Annotated in this window: 14 protein-coding genes and 1 pseudogene; 11 read left to right on the top strand and 4 right to left on the bottom strand. The window is 59.5% G+C overall.

The genetic code is table 11. The annotated features are described in order from the left end of the window. The first annotated feature begins 121 nt into the window (after nt 1–121). The 7 genes from BRO63_RS04990 to BRO63_RS05020 all read left to right on the top strand — a co-directional run bounded on the left by BRO63_RS04990 (nt 122) and on the right by BRO63_RS05020 (nt 8,207). Complete coding sequence (locus BRO63_RS04990; protein WP_218824083.1) at nt 122–919, top strand: AraC family transcriptional regulator; 798 nt, start codon at nt 122–124, stop codon at nt 917–919. A gap of 146 nt (nt 920–1,065) precedes the next feature. Further along, on the top strand, nt 1,066–1,821 hold the full coding sequence (locus BRO63_RS04995; protein ID WP_088138685.1) for a TorD/DmsD family molecular chaperone: 756 nt from the start codon (nt 1,066–1,068) through the stop codon (nt 1,819–1,821). A gap of 18 nt (nt 1,822–1,839) precedes the next feature. Continuing rightward, nucleotides 1,840–4,461 carry a molybdopterin-dependent oxidoreductase gene (locus BRO63_RS05000; protein ID WP_088138686.1) on the top strand — a complete coding sequence of 874 codons (2,622 nt, stop codon included), beginning with the start codon at nt 1,840–1,842 and terminating at the stop codon, nt 4,459–4,461. Next, on the top strand, nt 4,458–5,012 hold the full coding sequence (locus BRO63_RS05005; RefSeq protein WP_088138687.1) for a DMSO/selenate family reductase complex B subunit: 555 nt from the start codon (nt 4,458–4,460) through the stop codon (nt 5,010–5,012). The genes BRO63_RS05000 and BRO63_RS05005 overlap by 4 nt, the downstream gene beginning before the upstream one ends. A gap of 4 nt (nt 5,013–5,016) precedes the next feature. Further along, nucleotides 5,017–5,937, top strand: a complete 921-nt coding sequence (locus BRO63_RS05010) for a dimethyl sulfoxide reductase anchor subunit family protein (RefSeq protein WP_179215039.1) — start codon at nt 5,017–5,019, stop codon at nt 5,935–5,937. 31 nt (nt 5,938–5,968) lie between these two features. After that, nucleotides 5,969–6,859 (top strand): 4Fe-4S dicluster domain-containing protein, encoded by an 891-nt coding sequence (locus BRO63_RS05015; protein ID WP_088138689.1) that lies wholly within the window; start codon nt 5,969–5,971, stop codon nt 6,857–6,859. A gap of 34 nt (nt 6,860–6,893) precedes the next feature. After that, nucleotides 6,894–8,207 (top strand): radical SAM protein, encoded by a 1,314-nt coding sequence (locus tag BRO63_RS05020; RefSeq protein ID WP_088138950.1) that lies wholly within the window; start codon nt 6,894–6,896, stop codon nt 8,205–8,207. Nucleotides 8,208–8,664: 457 nt separating this feature from the next. Here the strand turns inward: BRO63_RS05020 and BRO63_RS05025 are convergent. The 4 genes and pseudogenes from BRO63_RS05025 to BRO63_RS05040 form a co-directional block, all read right to left on the bottom strand. Then, a pseudogene (locus BRO63_RS05025) lies at nt 8,665–8,913 on the bottom strand (transposase); the annotation flags it as partial. 177 nt (nt 8,914–9,090) lie between these two features. Then, nucleotides 9,091–9,807 carry an LrgB family protein gene (locus tag BRO63_RS05030; protein ID WP_179215040.1) on the bottom strand — a complete coding sequence of 239 codons (717 nt, stop codon included), beginning with the start codon at nt 9,805–9,807 and terminating at the stop codon, nt 9,091–9,093. Beyond that, nucleotides 9,807–10,190, bottom strand: coding sequence for a CidA/LrgA family protein (locus tag BRO63_RS05035; protein WP_088138690.1), 384 nt, complete (start codon nt 10,188–10,190; stop codon nt 9,807–9,809). Before BRO63_RS05035 ends, BRO63_RS05030 begins: the two co-directional genes overlap by 1 nt. Nucleotides 10,191–10,192: 2 nt before the next feature. Next, nucleotides 10,193–11,161, bottom strand: coding sequence for an NAD(P)-dependent oxidoreductase (locus BRO63_RS05040; RefSeq protein WP_088138691.1), 969 nt, complete (start codon nt 11,159–11,161; stop codon nt 10,193–10,195). Nucleotides 11,162–11,432: 271 nt separating this feature from the next. On the opposite strand from BRO63_RS05040, the gene BRO63_RS05045 reads away from it, so the two are divergent. From BRO63_RS05045 to BRO63_RS05060, 4 genes are all read left to right on the top strand, one after another. Beyond that, nucleotides 11,433–11,780 (top strand): hypothetical protein, encoded by a 348-nt coding sequence (locus BRO63_RS05045; protein WP_179215041.1) that lies wholly within the window; start codon nt 11,433–11,435, stop codon nt 11,778–11,780. Between the two features lie 60 nt (nt 11,781–11,840). Continuing rightward, nucleotides 11,841–13,123 (top strand): IS3 family transposase gene (locus tag BRO63_RS05050; RefSeq protein ID WP_245610619.1). Its coding sequence is split into 2 segments (ribosomal slippage): nt 11,841–12,177 and nt 12,177–13,123, totalling 1,284 coding nucleotides; the frame shifts between segments, so codons are not numbered across the junction. 123 nt (nt 13,124–13,246) lie between these two features. After that, the gene (locus BRO63_RS05055) at nt 13,247–14,575 is read left to right on the top strand and encodes a PQQ-dependent sugar dehydrogenase (RefSeq protein WP_088138692.1); all 1,329 of its coding nucleotides are present in this window, start codon (nt 13,247–13,249) and stop codon (nt 14,573–14,575) included. Between the two features lie 59 nt (nt 14,576–14,634). Continuing rightward, entirely contained in the window at nt 14,635–16,719 is a 2,085-nt protein-coding gene (locus BRO63_RS05060; protein ID WP_373557763.1) for a TonB-dependent receptor domain-containing protein, read from the top strand. The last annotated feature ends 157 nt before the right edge of the window (nt 16,720–16,876 follow it).

Below are 16,876 nucleotides of genomic sequence, written 5' to 3' on the forward strand. Positions count from 1 at the left end.
ATGCACATCGGCTGATTTCAGAATCAGGGCCAGTGCAGAGCATCCCTAAGCTAAATGATCTCGACCTATCGTGTGTCCCCCAAGAAAAGCAGTGGACAGTTCAGCAAAGGAATGCCCGGAGATGGAGTCACCTAAATTCATAATGCCAACCAGTCTACTGGACGAGACGCCGCCCACGGCTTTGCGCCCGATCCGCGTCCATGCAGAGGAGTACCCCGAATCCGCCGCCGCCGTGGCGCCACACAGTCATCCAGTTCATGGACAACTGTTAGCACCCACCTCGGGGGTGATCCGCATTTCGACCGACGAAGGCTATTGGATGGTGCCGCCAGGCATGGCCTTGCTTTTGCCCCCAAGAATCAAGCATGCGGTGCACTGTCCGCGGGGCACGCGTATGCACGCGGTGGTGATGGCCGCGACGGCCTTGACCAGATCCCCTGAGCCGGCCTGCCAGGTAATTACGGTGAACGCGCTACTGGGCGCCTTGATCGATGCGATGAGTGACATGCCCCACGATTACGAAATCCCCTCACCGCCGTCGCGCATGGTCGACGTTTTCGCCGATCATCTCGCCTGCGCACGCCCGCAACCGTACGGCCTGAAACGTCCCCGCGACAGCAGGCTGCGACGCGTGACTGATGCATTGGCGGCCCGGCCCGGCGACATGCGCCAGCTCGCAGGCTGGGAGGAGGTAGCTGGCGCGAGCACCCGTACCTTGGAACGGTTGTTCCAGTCCGGGACCGGTATGAGCTTCGCCAATTACCGTCGCCAGCTGCAAATGCACTCAGCAATTGCCCTGCTTGCGAATGGCATGACCGTTGGGCAAGTCGCACAGGAACTCGGCTACGCTACCCCTTCGGCATTCGGTGTCGCCTTCCGATGTGTCATGGGAACGCCACCAAGCCATTGGCGAAAATAGCTGCCCGAGAGTGATTGATCTTGCTCAAAGTCACTGCGAACATGGCGCTTGTGCGATATAAGCTGTCGCTCTGAGGAGAGTCGTTCCCGTCAATCTTCTCTATCGTTAATTTCAAGCTTCAAAGCAAAAATGGAGTTTGAAAAGCGATGGAAACAAATCACTCACGTGGGCTTGGCCCCGAGGCGATGGACTACTTATGTATCCGTCACCAAATCTACGATCTGCTCAGGCGGCTGTTCATCGAAGAACCCACGCCGGAATTGCTTTCCTTAGTGCAGAAAGGCGGAAAGGGCGTTCGCACTGATTTTCCCTGCGGGCTCGAACATGCCGTCCAAGGTAGTTTGGACCGCATTATTGGCGCTCTCTCAGGTCGGTCGCTGTCGGCCTGCGATAGCGACTATGAAGACATCCATTGGGACTTTACACGCCTGTTCATCGGTCCGCAGGTACCTGTCGCACCACCCTGGGAATCCTGTTATGTCGGCGAAGGTCTGCTGTTCCAGGAATGCACCCGCAGTGTCGAGGAATACTACCGCGCACACGGCTTTCGCCTCAAAGGCTGTGAGTTTGAAGCCGCCGACCATGTTGGTTTCGAACTGGATTTCATTTTCGCACTAAGCGGTGCGGTGCTTCAAACCGCCACCTTGTCCGCCCTGGCGCAAAGCGACGCCGAACCGGTGCTAATCGACGCGGGCCTGTTGATCGGATCGGCTGACTCTCAACTCGATTTCATTCGTAGGCATCTGATGGTCTTTGTAGATCAATTTGGGCAGAAGATCTCACGACATGCCTCGACCCAATATTACAAAGAGATCGGCACCTTCTTGCCGATGTTCATTCAGTACGACGAGAGCAGATTGTCATGCCTAGTGCAGGATCTGGAAGTCTGCTTGGCCTCGTAACACTCGCAGGAGCCTACTATGCAAGGCAGTATTATCTTTGAAATAAGTCGGCGAACCTTCGTCAAATGGTCAGCGGCCGTCGCTACGCTTGCCGCCTTGCCGCTGAGTAAGGGATTGTTCGCGTCGTCCCCGGCAGCTTCGCCCGCCATGACCACGCTGGCGGCGGGCTCTCCCCCGGCGCGCGAACCGTTAAAGGGAGTCTGGAAGCCGTCCGCCTGCTGGCAGAACTGTGGCGGGCGTTGCCTGAACAAGGTTTTCATAGTCGGCAACAGCATCATCCGGCAGAAGACCGACGACTCCCATCCCGACAGCGCGGATTATCCCCAGCAGCGCGGTTGTCTGCGCGGCCGGTCTCAGCGCCGCCACGTGCTTGGGCCGGATAGGCTGCGATATCCTATGATCCGCAAGAATTGGTCTCCCGGAGGCGGCGATAAGTCATTGCGCGGTCGGGATCGGTGGGTACGTATTAGCTGGGATCAGGCGCTCGACATCGTCGCGAGCGAGACGCGGCGCATTACCGGAAAATATGGTCAGGATGCGCTCTGGCTAACAGGAAAACCCTCTGACAACCCGCATTACCACAACATGTTTGGCGTCGCCGGCGGTTTCACCACCGATTGGGGCACCTTATCAACCGGTGCCTGGGAAGAGACCGCTGGGATGCTGGGAGTGTATACGGGCTATTTCGGCGTCAACGACCGGTTCGACCTGCGCAAATCCCAGTTGATTGTGCTGTGGGGATCTAATGCGACCTGGACCAGTCCGGGGAACCCCGTTAATTATCTGCTACACGCCAAACAGGCGGGTGCGAAATTCATCTGCATCGACCCTGTATACACCGATGTGGCGGCGCTGACCGATGCGGAGTGGATTCCGATCAACCCGGCGACAGATCAAGCGCTTGCGCTCGGTGTAATGAATGCACTGCTACAAGAGGATGATCCGGCAAACAATCCACTAATCGATTGGGACTTCCTGCACCGATGCACGGTTGGCTTCGACGCTGACCATATGCCGCCTGGCGCCGACCCGAAAGATAACTTCAAGGACTATCTGCGGGGCACCTACAGCGGCCAACCAACAACTCCGGAATGGGCTTCGGAAATCTGCGGCGTTCCGCCAGACGTCATCCGCCGATTGGCGCGCCAGATCGGCGGGACTCGTCGTGTGGCGCTTACCTGTGGCTGGGCACCCGCACGCATAAACAATGGCGAAGGCTGGGTGCAGGCATTCTCCACGCTTGGATTCATGACGGGGCACATGGGCCGCCCTGGCCGTATGACCGGACCCAACTGTCACTCGGTCGCCAACAACAATGGAACCTTCCTAGTCAACCCCGGCAAGAGTGGCTTGCCCCACTTCGATAACCCCATCACCAGGAAGATTAACCACAATGAACTGAACCGGGCTTTGCACGAGGGCAAACATCGCCAGGCGGGCAAAGGTGAAGTCGACGTCAACATTCAAATGATATTCCACGCCTTTAACAACACTATGCAGACTAGGTCGAACATCAAGGAGGCAGTCGCCGGCTATCGCAAAACGGTCGAATTCGTCGTCACACCAGCGTTTGCCTACACCACCAATGCGAAATACGCTGACCTGGTACTGCCCGTGACCACACCTTGGGAGCGCGTTGGATATTTCTCGGACAAATACGCCCGCGAATGCCTCTTCGTCACCGCCAACGTCATTCCGCCATTGTATGAGTCACAAAGCGACCAGTGGATCGCCAAGGAGATTGGTAGGCGCATTGGGCTGGATGTCGACCAGATATTTCCTATCAGCGAGAAGCAACAGTTTTTCAATGAGCTGGCAGGTGCTACGGTTATAGATACGGACGGCAAGACGCCAGTTCCCCTGGTTACGATCACGGAGGAAAATATCGTGACGTGGGGAGTGTCGGGCAAACCGCAGCAGGGGCGGATCGCGCTTGAAAAGTTCCTAGCGGAAGGAAAATACCAGGTGCAGCGGCACGATGGTGACAACTACGGCTTTATCGCCTTCGAGGATTTCGTTCGCGACCCTGAGGCCCATCCGCGCAAAACTGAGAGTGGGAAATTCGAAATCTACTGCCGTCAGCTGAACGCCCGATCAAAAGCCTATGGTTGGTCGGAGGTCCCACCGATCGCTAAGTACATCCCGCCGGTCAAGGGCTATGAAAGCACATTCGATGACTGGCAGGCGAGACGTAAAGGCGCCTATCCCTTCCAAATTGTGACGCCACACTACTTGCGCACCTCACACAGCACCTTTGACAATGTTCAGCAGTTGCAGGAGGCCATGCCCAGCCCGGTTCTCCTCAATGCCTCCGACGCGAAGCGCCTGAGCATCCGGCAAGGCGACACCGTGTTGATATCCACAGCTATGGGTCAGGTACTACGGCCAGCTCGCGTGACACACACCATCAAACCCGGAGTCATCTCACTGCCGCATGGCCGCTGGGCCAATATAGACGAGAAGACAGGCATCGACCCGGCTGGCGCCGACAATGTGCTGTATGAGCAAGTGGCTACGGGGCTAGGTACGTCAGGATGGAATTCCGGGGTGTGTAATGTCGAGAAGTGGCACGGAAAGCCACTGATCGCCGATGCGCGGCGGCCGCTACGGCTCCCCGACTTTGAGGGAGCAGAGAAATGAGCAACCCAAATCAAGTGGGCTTTTTCATCGATACGACCAAATGCGTAGGTTGCAAAACTTGCGTAGTGGCTTGCAAGGACAAGAATCAGCTCGAAGTCGGCCGCAACTTCAGGCGTGTTTACGATATGGAGAATGGCACCTACCCCAAGCCCAAGCTTTGGCATCTGTCGATCTCCTGCAATCACTGCGACGCGCCGGCGTGCGTCATCAATTGTCCGACGACAGCGATGCACAAACGCCCGGAGGATGGTGTAGTCCTAGTGGATCATACCAAATGCGTCGGCTGCCAGTACTGCACCTGGGCCTGCCCGTACGAGGCACCGCAGTTCAATCCAGCGCTTGGCATGATGACTAAGTGCGACACGTGCTACGACCTTCGCGCGCAAGGAGGAAATCCGGTGTGCGTCGATAGCTGTCCAATGAGAGCCATTGAGTTTGGGTTAATCAGCGAACTGCGTGCCAAGCACGGCACCAATGCCGACGCGGAAGGTTTGCCGAGTTCCAGCCGGACGCATCCGAACCTGGTCGTCCGCTATAAAGGAAGGGAGTAGGATCATGCATGAATGGCCTTTGATGGTGTTCACTCTAATGGCACAGGCCTCGATCGGCGGACTTTTGCTGACCTTGCTACTGTGCGTGCCCCGCTTCGCTTCTTGGACGGAGCCGCAACGTGATGAGATTTTGCGGCTGCCATTGCTGGCATTTTTCGCGGTCGGCGCGATCGGCGTCCTGGCTTCGATCCTACATCTGGGCAATCCGTGGCACATGTTCTACACGATTACGCACGTCTCCACTTCATGGATGAGCCGGGAGATTGTATCCGTCTGCGTTTATATGGGCCTGTTGGGACTTTGTGTGGCATGCGTGTGTCTGGAATGGTCCCTCGTGGCGAAGCGGTTTGCCGTGCTGGCCAAGCTAGTGCGGTGGAAACGCGCTCTTTTTCGTCCCCTTCTCCTAGTCACTGGTCTGGTCGGGTTCGGCACTGTTTTCGTTATGTCGGAGTGCTACACGGACAAAATTTTCGTAATGTGGAGCCGCCCGCTTGTGTATGCCTCCTATTGGGGAGCGACATTATTGGTCGGCGGCGCTCTGGCTTGCGCCACGCTGCTCATCACCTTGCGCAAATACGACAAAGACCAGACGTCAGTAGGACGAATGATCCAGACGGCGTTCTTCGCCGGCTGCGCCGGCCTGTTGCTGTTTGCGGCCTCGGTGCTCGCACTCCCGCCGCGTATGGACGCGCCGGTGACCAATGCTATCACGCCCCGGCAAGTTAACTTCGACACGCTGTTCCAACTGGGCCTGTTGCGCGGGGCCTTGTTGGCCGCTGGACTATTCGTCATCTATCGGATGGTCAGGCGGCCGCCCGCAGCGGCGCTAACCCTCCGGCCGCTCCTAGCCGCCATCGTTATCTTTGCTGGCGAATTCATCGGAAGGTACGTGTTCTTCAGCCTAGGCTTGAGCGCGGTGCACTGACCGTGCATTGAGAGGACCGAGAGAAGAAGCCATGCCGAGCGACATCTCTTCTACTGTATGCGTCAGGACCGATCATCAATGGTCTGCCTGCCGCGCTTGCCTGGATAGCTGCCCAGCCAAGGCGATCACCCTGAGTGCCCAAGGCGTGAACGTGTCTGCGGATGGCTGCACTGATTGTGGCCAGTGCATAGTTGCCTGTCCCGTCGGTGCCATCACCGGCAGCCCGCCCCAACGACGGCGCAACGCTACCCAGCTCTGGAGCGATGCGTCAGCAGGCCCGACGCCCAAGGAACTGCTGTTGTTCCGCGCGGACGGCGTGACCGAAGTGGCGATCTTCCCAGACCATGCGCTGTGGCGGGCGGCGCTCGATTCAGCAAACAATTTGCTGCGGCAGATGGAACTACGCCCGCTCGAGGCCGTTACCCCGCCCCCTCCCTCCCTGGAAACCGTCTCCATTGCCCGCCGATCATTCCTGCGGATGAGTCGGGACGGTGACGGCGGGGTCAGAGAAGGCGTCAAGATCCTGTCGCTCGTTGCGGCTTACCCGACACATCAATTTTTCGACATTGCCATCGATATCCACACCTGCGACCGGTGCGGTGCTTGTGCCGCTCAGTGCCCAGAGCAATGTATTTCGTTCAGCGAGGACGGGATCGAAATCGAGTCTGGCCGATGCACGGGGTGCCAGCTATGCCGGGACGGATGCACCTCGCGCTCGATTGTCGTAACTGCCGAAGTTGGGGCCCGACAGGTGAAATCCCTCGCATTCGTTCGCAAGCAATGCGATGTTTGCAAACGCGACTACGATGCCTTCAAGAATAGTAAGGCCGACGAAATCCTTTCACGCTGTCCGGCCTGTCGCTTTCGCGAAACGGTTGGCATACCTCGCCCCACGATCGGACAATGCGGCGCAGTTTCCTGAATATACGTTTACGATAATGATGACACCGATTTCCATGCAAAATATCGAGGATATCCGGAACCCGGAGTTTAGGTTCTATGCCAGACGCTACGCGGACATTGAGTCTAGGGTGATCGATACAATCGAGTCATATGGCATAGAGTTCGATCGGGATGACGGTGTTGCAGCGGCGCAGTGCCTGGCACTGAAAGCCGCGCTGGCCGCCAAGGGGGCAGTAATTTCGAATAGCGGGCATAGCGTCCACGTCAACTGGCTCTCCCCGGCGTGCGTGGCGTGCCGGACGGGCGAGGGGAGCTACACAACATTCGCTTCCCTGAAGTGCCACAGAGATTGCTACTTCTGCTTTAACCCAAATCAGGAGCATTATAAGTTCTATCAGGACCACATCCGGAATCTTCGCCGGGATGCGGCGGCGATCTGCGAGTCCGAAACTCCGTTGAAATATGTGGCGGTCACCGGCGGCGAGCCACTGATGCACAAGGCCGAAACGGTGAGTTTCTTTGGTGAAATTCACCGCCGATGCCCATCGACGCACACTAGGCTTTATACGACTGGCGACCATTTTGGCCGGTCGACGGCGGTGGAGCTCCAACAGTCTGGACTCAAGGAGATCCGGTTCAGCATCAAAATCGATGATCCGCCCGACAGACAAAGGAGAACGCTGGATCGGATTGCTCTGGCAAAGGAGTACATTCCCGCCGTCATGGTCGAGATGCCCGTTGAGCCCGGATCCCTGCTGGCCATGGAGCACCTCTTCGACGAGTTTGAGCGCATCGGCCTGGATGGCATCAACCTCCTCGAACTGTGTTTCCCGCTTACGAATGCACCGGCCTTCCGCGCCCGCGGACTGTTGTTGAAGTATCCGCCTTACGAAGTTTTCTACAACTATTGGTACGCCGGTGGCTTGGCCATCGCCGGCAGCGAGGAGTTGTGCCTGACGCTGATGCTGCGTGCGCTTGAGAAGCGTCAGCGATTCGGCATGCATTACTGTTCTTTGGCCAACAAGCATACGGGCCAAGTATTCCAGCAGAATGAAAACGCGGAGGCTGGCCCGCTGATGCACCGCTCGCAGCGTGACTTTTTCTTCAAGTCCGCCAAGATTTTCGGCGCCGGGGCCGTTCGCGTCACGCGCAACATCCTGCAAAAAGAAGGCTGGCCGTTCAGGATGGATGACCAACAGTCGAGCATCGAATTTGACCCCAAGGCGATATGCGCGCTGCGAAATCCCGACCAGGAGGTGTGCGTGGCATACTTCGTGGCCGAAGAGGATGAAACGGGCCAATCAGTCCTTGTCGAAGTCAAACTACACCGGACGACACCAGGAACATTTTCGCGCGGAGATCTTTGAACGAAGTGGAAGTCACACAATTCCTAGTAATTGGTAGGGCTCGAGTTGGTTGGCGTGCAACATCGAGACGGAGATTACTTGAACTTACAATGCCTTGTCACGGGTCCTCACCGGGTGACCATTGCGTTAGTTATGTTGCCGCATCCGTTCAGTCGCGCGGAATCAGTTCATCAGCATGCCAGCAGCTCGCGTATTGACGATCGGCAGCCCGATCCCTTTCCCCTTCTTGGACATGGAAACCTCCTGTAGGCAAGTTGCCGGACAGGGGTGCGGTTCAATCACTTTACTAAACGGGGTCGCACAAAGCGGCACCACAACTGGGTCCGCATGATTCCCAGGGGCCACGTTTTTTGACGGGGACGAAGCCTCCAAAAAGCTGACGGCCACGGTCCAGCACGGTCAATGTAGGCAGCCGGGTGTTTCTGTACAAAGGGCCGGGGCAACGCCACGATGGCCGTTTTTAGGATGTCGCGCTCCTCCTCGGTGCGTCGAAGCTGTGCGCGCAAGCGAAGGATCTCGCTCTTGGCTTCGAGCAGTTCACCGGCACGTTGCTCCGTCTTATCCGGATCTACTGCGTTCACCCAGTTGTACAGACTATGAGCCGAGACCTAACTGGGGCGGCGACTTCGCTGACAGAGTACCCGCGCTCGGTCACCTGCCTGACCGCTTCTTCCTTGAATTCCGGGGTAAAACGTTTGGTGCTCATGGACTTCCTCCTATGCTCAAATCATAGGCCCAAGCTGTCTACCTGCCCGGGGGAAGTCCAGTGCACCGCTTGTTTCTCGGCTCAGAGCACGGGTTGTTTGCATTGACACCACCGCATCCCGTATCAAGGCTGCGCGGTATTTGATCTCTGCCAGCGCATTTTCAGCGCCCCCCGTGCTCAGTGCCAGAAACTAGCTAGAACGGGCACAATCAGAGCCGTTAGCAAACCATTTAAGCCAATGCCGATCGCGGCAAACGCAGCGGCTAGACCGTTGAGCGGTGCGATCTGCGCCGCTGCGACGCCGCTTCCAGCGACGCCTGCAGCGAAACCATGAGCCCGCCAGTCGCTGATGCGCAGCCAGCCAAGCACCGTCTGTCCAACCGCTGCCGCTACAATCCCGCCAGCGATGGCCAGCGCGGCCGTCAGCGCTGGAACGCCTCCGACTTCCTGAGCAACGGCGATGGCGATGGGCGTCGTAACCGATTTCGTGGCCATTGACATGGCCACGTCGCGCGCTCCTCCGAAGAGCCAGACAAGAAGTGCGCCGGAGACGGTTGAGGTCAAGGAGCCAGCAAGCAGTGCGCAACCGATCTCGCGCATGCTGTTGCGCACATGCCCGATATTGAGCGCCAGCGGCACCGACAGTGCCACTGTGGCGGGGCCAAGCAGGAAGTTGATGAACTGTGCTCCGTTGAAGTATGTTTGGTAGGAGGTGTCCGTGAGCTCGAGCAGCACTGCCATGATGGCGATAGCGATCAGAACCGGATTCACTAACGGCGAGCCTCCGCAGAGCCGCTGGGCGATCTTGCCCACGATGAACGAACCGAGCGTGAGCGCCAGCCACAACAGTGGGCTGACGGCCATTGGAGTCCATAGCGCGTGTAAGGTAGCCATTACGCCGTCTCCTTCACTGGCGAAGATGGATTGTCCCGCCTAAGGAACGTGTAGTGCATGACCAGCGCCGTCACGAGCAACCCGAGAACAGTAGAAACTATCAGGCCAATCAGAATGGGGAGCCAGTATTCGCGCAGCAGGTGGCTTTCCGTGATGATGCCAACCCCGGCAGGCACGAACAGCAAGCCCATATTGCCTATGAGTGCGTCGGCGATGCTCGTGAGTTCCGAGCGCCGCAGTTGCGTCTCTTGGCCCCGAAGCAGAAGCGCCGCCACGAGTAGGAACATGCCGATCACCGGCCCAGGCAGAGGCAGATGCAGCAGTTGCCGGAGCAGTTCGCCAAGCAACTGTGCGCCGATGAGAGCAGCAAGCGCGTTGATCATGATCAGTTCCTCATTTGCGCGGCAGCGCCGGGAACGTTCACTTCCATGCCAGCATCCCATGCTGCCAACGCACCGAGAGCAGACCAGTCAAGATCGTCCCAGCCGCGCGCCAGCAGTGCTACCAGCCGGTCGTGAACGACTGCTGCCAGCGGCATGGGCACCCGACATTGCTCCGCCTCGGCTAGGGCCAAGCGCAGGTCCTTGGCCGCCAGAGTCGCCGCCATGCCAGCCGGAAGGTAACGCTCATCCACCATCTTGCCGCCATATGCCTTATGCACACGGCCGTCGAACATCGTGCCGGTCAGGATTTCGAATGCGCGGCGGCGGTCAATGCCGGCCTTGGACAATAAGGCCAAGGTTTCCCCCATGCTCTGCAAGGTGATTCCGGTCAGTGCGTTACACGCCACTTTCATCAGGCTGGCCATCCCGGCGTCGTCGGCGACATGGAAGATGCGCTGGGCAATGAGGTTCAGCAAGGGGGTGGCGCGGCGCAGGTCGTTCTCGCTGCCGCCTGCCAGCACGAAGGCCTGGCCGCTGTGGACGATGTCGGGATTGCCTAGGATGGCCGTGACCAAGAAGCCCTGACTCAGAGCCAGGTGGCTGGCTGCGAGCCGCCGCGAAAGTGCTGGACTAACCGTACTGGTCGCTATATGCAAGGCATTCTTGCGTAACGTACTGAAAAGCCCGCCCGGAGACTTGGTCACGCTGTTCAAGGCATCGTCGTCCGGCAACGAGGTCAGGATTGCGTCGCAGGCAGCGAGCCTATCAATCGCCGAGACCACTTGGACATTGGGCGGTGCTTCACGTTGGACGCGCTCCAAGTCACGATCGTAGACGATGGTTTTAAAGCCACCTTCGCTGAGGCGCTGGCAAAGCGCCTGCCCCATGTGCCCAAACCCTAATACACCGACAGTAATAATCTTATGATCGTCAATCTTATTGGCGTGGGGGAAAGTCTTTTCGTTTGCCATGATGAAACTCCAATGAAAACAGGTTCATCATGCCTTTCGAAGTTCAAGTACGAAATGCTGAGACGGCAAAAGACCTTTGCCAAATAAGGCCTACTCCACCTGAACGCGGTGATTCACGGAATTCCCAGCCTTCCGAAATCGCCGACCTTCCTCAAGCGAAGGTTACGCGCATGTCCCCGCTAAGCAATTCTCTTTTGCGCGTTAGGGCTTAGCCAAATTGACGCACATCATTAAGATCCTGGAATCGTAACCACTACGACTGGGAGCTTTAATGTTGACACAACCTTCACAAACAAGATCGCGCGTAGCTGGCGCTATTTATGCACTATTCAATCCCATACCGTTTGGCTTTTTCGTGGCGGCGCTTATTTTCGACGCTATTTATTCACGCAACGGTGACGTTCTATGGGTGAAAGCAGCCGCTTGGCTCATTACGCTAGGGCTGATATTCGCGATCCTTCCCCGCCTCATCAACCTCTTTCACGTCTGGCGATTATCGAACCGGTCTTCGTTCGTTGAGAAGTCCGATTTCTGGCTCAACCTCGTCGCTATAGCGGCCGGCATCATTAACGCCTTCGTGCACAGCCGCGATGCGTACGGGAGCATGCCAGAAGGTTGAGATAGCCCCCTGATTCCCCGGTCCCGTCCTATCGCTTATCTTTGAGATAGGAATAGGACTATGAATACGACTAGGCATACGGAGTCGGTGGAGGTGATTTTGAAAGACCAGCGCCGCAGGCGCTGGTCCCTCCCTGAAAAGGCAGCGCTGGTGCGGCGCACCTACGAGCCTGGGATGAGCGTGTCGCTCGTGGCTCGACAGGAAGGCGTAGCGGCCAGCTTGTTGTTCCAGTGGCGCAAGCTCGAGCGGCAAGGCGCTTTGACTGCCGTGTCCGCTGGCGAAGCAGTGGTTCCGGCGTCTGAGCTGGCGGCTGCCCGTGCGGAAATCGCCAAGCTGCAGCGCGTGCTCGGCAAGAAGACCTTGGAGAACGAAATCCTCAAGGAAGCCGTGGAGTACGCCGCCGAAAAAAAGTGGATTGCGCGCTCGCCCTTGTTGCCCGGGGAAGACCAGTGAAGACGGTCTGCCGGACGATGGGGTTGGCGCGCTCGCATGTGTGTGAGGTGCTGGGACGCGGCGACGACTGGACGGACGGTCGAACGCATCGCACACCGAAAGGCGATGCAAGCTTGCTGGCCGAGCTGCGCCACGAGATTGCCGAGTTGCCAAGCTATGGCTATCGGCGCGCCTGCGCCCTGGTGAACCGCCAGCGCGACGCCAGGGGCGAGGCGCGGGTCAATCCCAAGCGCGTGTATCGCGTGATGGCGCACGCGGGCTTGCTATTGCCCAAGGCACCACGACGACGCCAGTCGGCCCGCACGCATGAGGGTCAGGTGTCCGTGACAAACAGCGACCTGCGCTGGTGCTCCGACGGCTTGGAAATCAAGTGCGACTCGGGCCAGACGGTGACGGCCACCTTCGCCAAGGACTGCTGCGACCGCGAGGTGATGGCCTGGCGTGCCTGGGAAGGCAAGGGACTGCCGGGCGAGCCGGTGCGCGAGATGCTCATCGAAGCGGTGGAGCGGCGCTTCGGGACCGTGGAAGCCGTCCCCGCGGGCCACCGGCTGGAGTTCCTGAGCGACAACGGCGGCGCCTACATCGCGGCGGACACGCGCGCACTGGCACGCTCGCTGGGCTTGCAGCCCATCAACACACCCGTATGCAGCCCACAGAGCAACGGCATGGCCGAGAGCTTCGTCAACACCTTCAAGCGCGACTACGTGGCGCGCATGGACCTGCGTGACGCACAGACGGTGCTGGCGCAGTTGCCGGCCGCCTTCGAGCACTTCAACGAGGTGCATCCGCACTCGTCGCTGAAAATGCGATCACCTCGGGAGTTCAGGCGGCAGCAGGCCGCCCAGGTGCGCCAAGAGTCAGTGATGGACCAGGCGCTTTATTGCGAATAGGACGGGCCCGGAAGTACGGGGGCAACATCAAAGGTCTGATTTTGTCGATCCTGACCGTTCTTCTTCTGGCGTCGGGCTTTGTTCTGGTTGCCGTATGGCATGCCGCTTTCAACGGAGTTCCTCATGCATAACGCGAATCTGATAAAAATGAGCGTGCTCGCGCTGGCGATCGCCCTGGCCGGATGCAGCGAGAAGGCGAACTACGACCCTGTACAACAATCCGGCGCCAATCCGCCATTGCCGAAGGCGCAGAATTTTCTGATGCCGCCGATGCAGGTGCCCGAGGGTACCGGCTGGAAATCTGGCGAGAAGCCCGCCGTTACGGCTGGCCTTAAGATCGAGGCGATCGCCTCCGGCCTCATGCACCCGCGCCAGCTCTATACGCTGCCTAATGGGGACATTCTGGTTGTCGAATCGAACAGTCCCGGTACCGAGCCGGTCACCACCCCCAAACAACTGATTGCCGGCATCGTCAAGAACCGCTCGGGCAAGGGCGGCAAGGGCGGCAACCGCATCACACTGCTGCGCAAGAAGGCGGGTAGCCCGGGCGACTGGGAGCAGCATATCTTCATTGAAAACCTGCATTCGCCGTTCGGCGTGCAGTTGATCGGCGACACGCTCTACGTTGCCAATACCGACAACATCATGAAGTACCATTACACGCCCGGTGAAACGAAGATGTCCGACTCGGGTGTCCAGTTCACAGATCTTCCCAGTACGATCAACCATCACTGGACCAAGTCGCTGCTGGCAAGTCCGGACGGCAAGAAGCTGTATGTCGGTGTCGGCTCGAACAGCAACATCACCGAGAACGGCCTGGACGTCGAATACCGCCGCGCGAACATTCTGGAAGTCGACGCGCAGACCGGTGCCAGCCGGATCTTCGCCTCCGGCATACGCAACCCAACGGGGCTGCAGTGGGAACCGACTACAGGCAAGCTCTGGGCCGTTGTAAACGAGCGCGACGAGATCGGCGCAGACCTGGTCCCCGATTACCTGACTTCGATACAGGAAGGCGGCTTCTACGGCTGGCCCTACAGCTATTTCGGCCAGCACGTGGACACGCGCGTCGTGCCGCAGCGCCCCGATCTGGTGGCCAAGGCTATTGCTCCCGACTACTCGCTCGGGTCGCACGTCGCTCCTTTGGGTCTGCTGTTCTACCAGGGCCGCAACCTCCCGGAAAAGTATCGCAGCGGTGTGTTCGTCTCCGAGCACGGCAGTTGGGACCGCACACCGCTCAGCGGCTATGCAGTGGCGTTCGTGCCCTTCAAGGATGGCAAGCCTGCCGGCGCTCCCGAATCCGTCGTGACCGGATTCGTGTCAGGCAACGAGAAGAAACTGATGGGCGCTCCGGTGGGTCTGGCCGAGGACGCCGATGGGGCGCTGCTCGTCGCGGACGACGTCGGCAATGCAGTATGGCGCGTGTCCTCCCAAGCCTCCGGCGCCAATTGAACCTTCCCGTCCAATGGAGATGGAAAAGACCTGACGTGTACCCCTCAGACAAGAATGTCCTGGGCCGAGCGACGCCGGTGTGGTTGCTTGTGTTGCCGTTCTGCGCTGCGGCGCAGGACAATACCATCGCCACGCTGCCGGTGGTGACGGTAGAGGCCATCCGCATGGATACGGCTCCTGTCCAGACGCCAGCGTCGGTCGACGTCGTCGATGGCAGCCAGATCCGCGCACGGCAGCCCGGTATCAATCTGTCCGAGGGCTTGGCGGCGGTCCCCGGCCTGCAGATCCAGAACCGGCAGAATTACGCCCAGGATCTGCAGGTTTCCATCCGTGGCTTCGGGGCCCGCTCCAGTTTTGGCGTGCGCGGGATCCGGCTGTACGTGGACGGCATCCCGGCCACGATGCCCGACGGACAGGGGCAAACCTCGAACATCGACATTGCTTCGATCGACCACGTCGAGGTGCTACGCGGCCCGTTCTCTGCGCTGTCCGGCAACTCCTCGGGCGGTGTGCTGCAGGTGTACACCGAGGACGGCCGGCGTCCGCCGTCCCTGTCGGCCGACGTCTCGGCCAGCAGCTATGGCACGTGGCACTACGGACTCAAGGCAAACGGTGCAAATGACCGGATAGACTACGCCGTCAGCGCCAACCGCTTCACCTCCCAGGGCTACCGCGACCACAGCGGCGCCCGCAAAAACCTCGGCAACGTCAAGCTCGGCCTGCAACTGGACGACGACAGTTTCCTTACGATCGTGGCCAACAGCGTAGACCTGATCGCGCAGGACCCGCTGGGCCTGACCCGCACGCAGTTCGATGCCGACCCACGCAGTGCGGCGCAACAAGCTGCGGACTTCAACACGAGCAAGACCGTACGGCAGACGCAAGGCGGCGTGGTGTACGAGCGCGACATGGGCGGCGGCAATAGCTTGCGCGCCATGGTGTATTACGGGCAGCGCGACACCGTGCAATATCAGGCGATCCCGGTCGTCCCGCAACTCGCGCCCAGCCATCCGGGCGGGGTGATCGACCTCGCCCGCGATTACGGCGGCGCCGATTTGCGCTGGACCTCGAATCTGACGATGGCCGGCCGCCCGCTCAAGCTCATCGGCGGCGTTTCATACGACGCCATGACTGAACAGCGCAAGGGCTACCAGAACTTCATTGGCAACGCCGCCGCGCCGGCGCTCGGCGTGCGAGGCGCGTTGCGACGCGATGAAACCAACCGCGTTTATAGCGCCGACCCTTACTTGCAGGCGTCCTGGGATGCGGCGCCGCGCTGGACCGTGGATGCGGGCCTGCGCTACAGCACGGTCTCGTTCGACGACGGCGATCACTACGTCACAGCGGGCAATCCCGACGACAGCGGCCACGCGCGCTATCTCAAGCTGCTGCCGATGGCGGCCCTGCGTTATGCGCCGAGCGAGGCGTCGAGCCTTTGCTTGTCTTATGGCCGTGGCTTCGAGACGCCCACGCTCAATGAATTGTCGTATCGCGCGGACGGACGATCTGGCCTCAATTTCGCGCTACAGCCGGCCCTCAGTGACAACGTCGAAGCAGGCACCAAGTGGCAGACCTCGATTGGCCTGCTGACGGCGGCAGTATTCCGCAGCCAGACTCAGGACGAGATCGTGCCGGCGTCCAGCGTGGGCGGCCGCACCTCGTACCGCAACGCCGGACGTACCCGCCGCGACGGAGCCGAGCTTGCGTGGAGTGCGCAGTTCGCCGGGCACGCAAAGGCGTACCTGGCGTACTCATGGCTGGATGCCCGTTACCGGGACTCGGTCACCGACGCCATCCGAGCCGGCAATCGTATTCCGGGCACGGCGCGGCAGACTGCATACGCAACGCTGGCCTGGGAGCCGCGCACAGGCTGGCAGGCCGGCGTGGAGGGCCGTTATCTCAGCCAGATCGCAACCAACGACGCCAACAGCGAGGCGGCACCCGCTTACTTCGTGGCAGCCTTGAGCACCGGCTATGTCTGGCGAGAGGGACCATGGCAAGTCCGCGCGTATGCGCGAGTAGACAACCTTTTTGACCGACAGTATGCGGGTTCGGTGATCGTGAACGAGGCAAGCGGCCGTTATTTCGAACCGGCGCCTGGTCGAAACTGGAGTACTGGCCTGGGAGCCACGTACACCTACTGATCCTGCATTGCCAACCTGTTCGAATTAGGCCGCGTGAAGCCCGTACGAAGCTGTTCGATGAGGCCTTCGTTGAAGAAGACGATGCTGCCGACGTGTCGTACGCATCGTCTTTTCAGCTTCTTGCGCTGGTGGTGGCGGCGGGCTGCTGCGTAGGTCT

Origin of the sequence: Achromobacter xylosoxidans (genome assembly GCF_002192695.1) — a bacterium.
Lineage (GTDB): Bacteria > Pseudomonadota > Gammaproteobacteria > Burkholderiales > Burkholderiaceae_B > Achromobacter > Achromobacter xylosoxidans_C.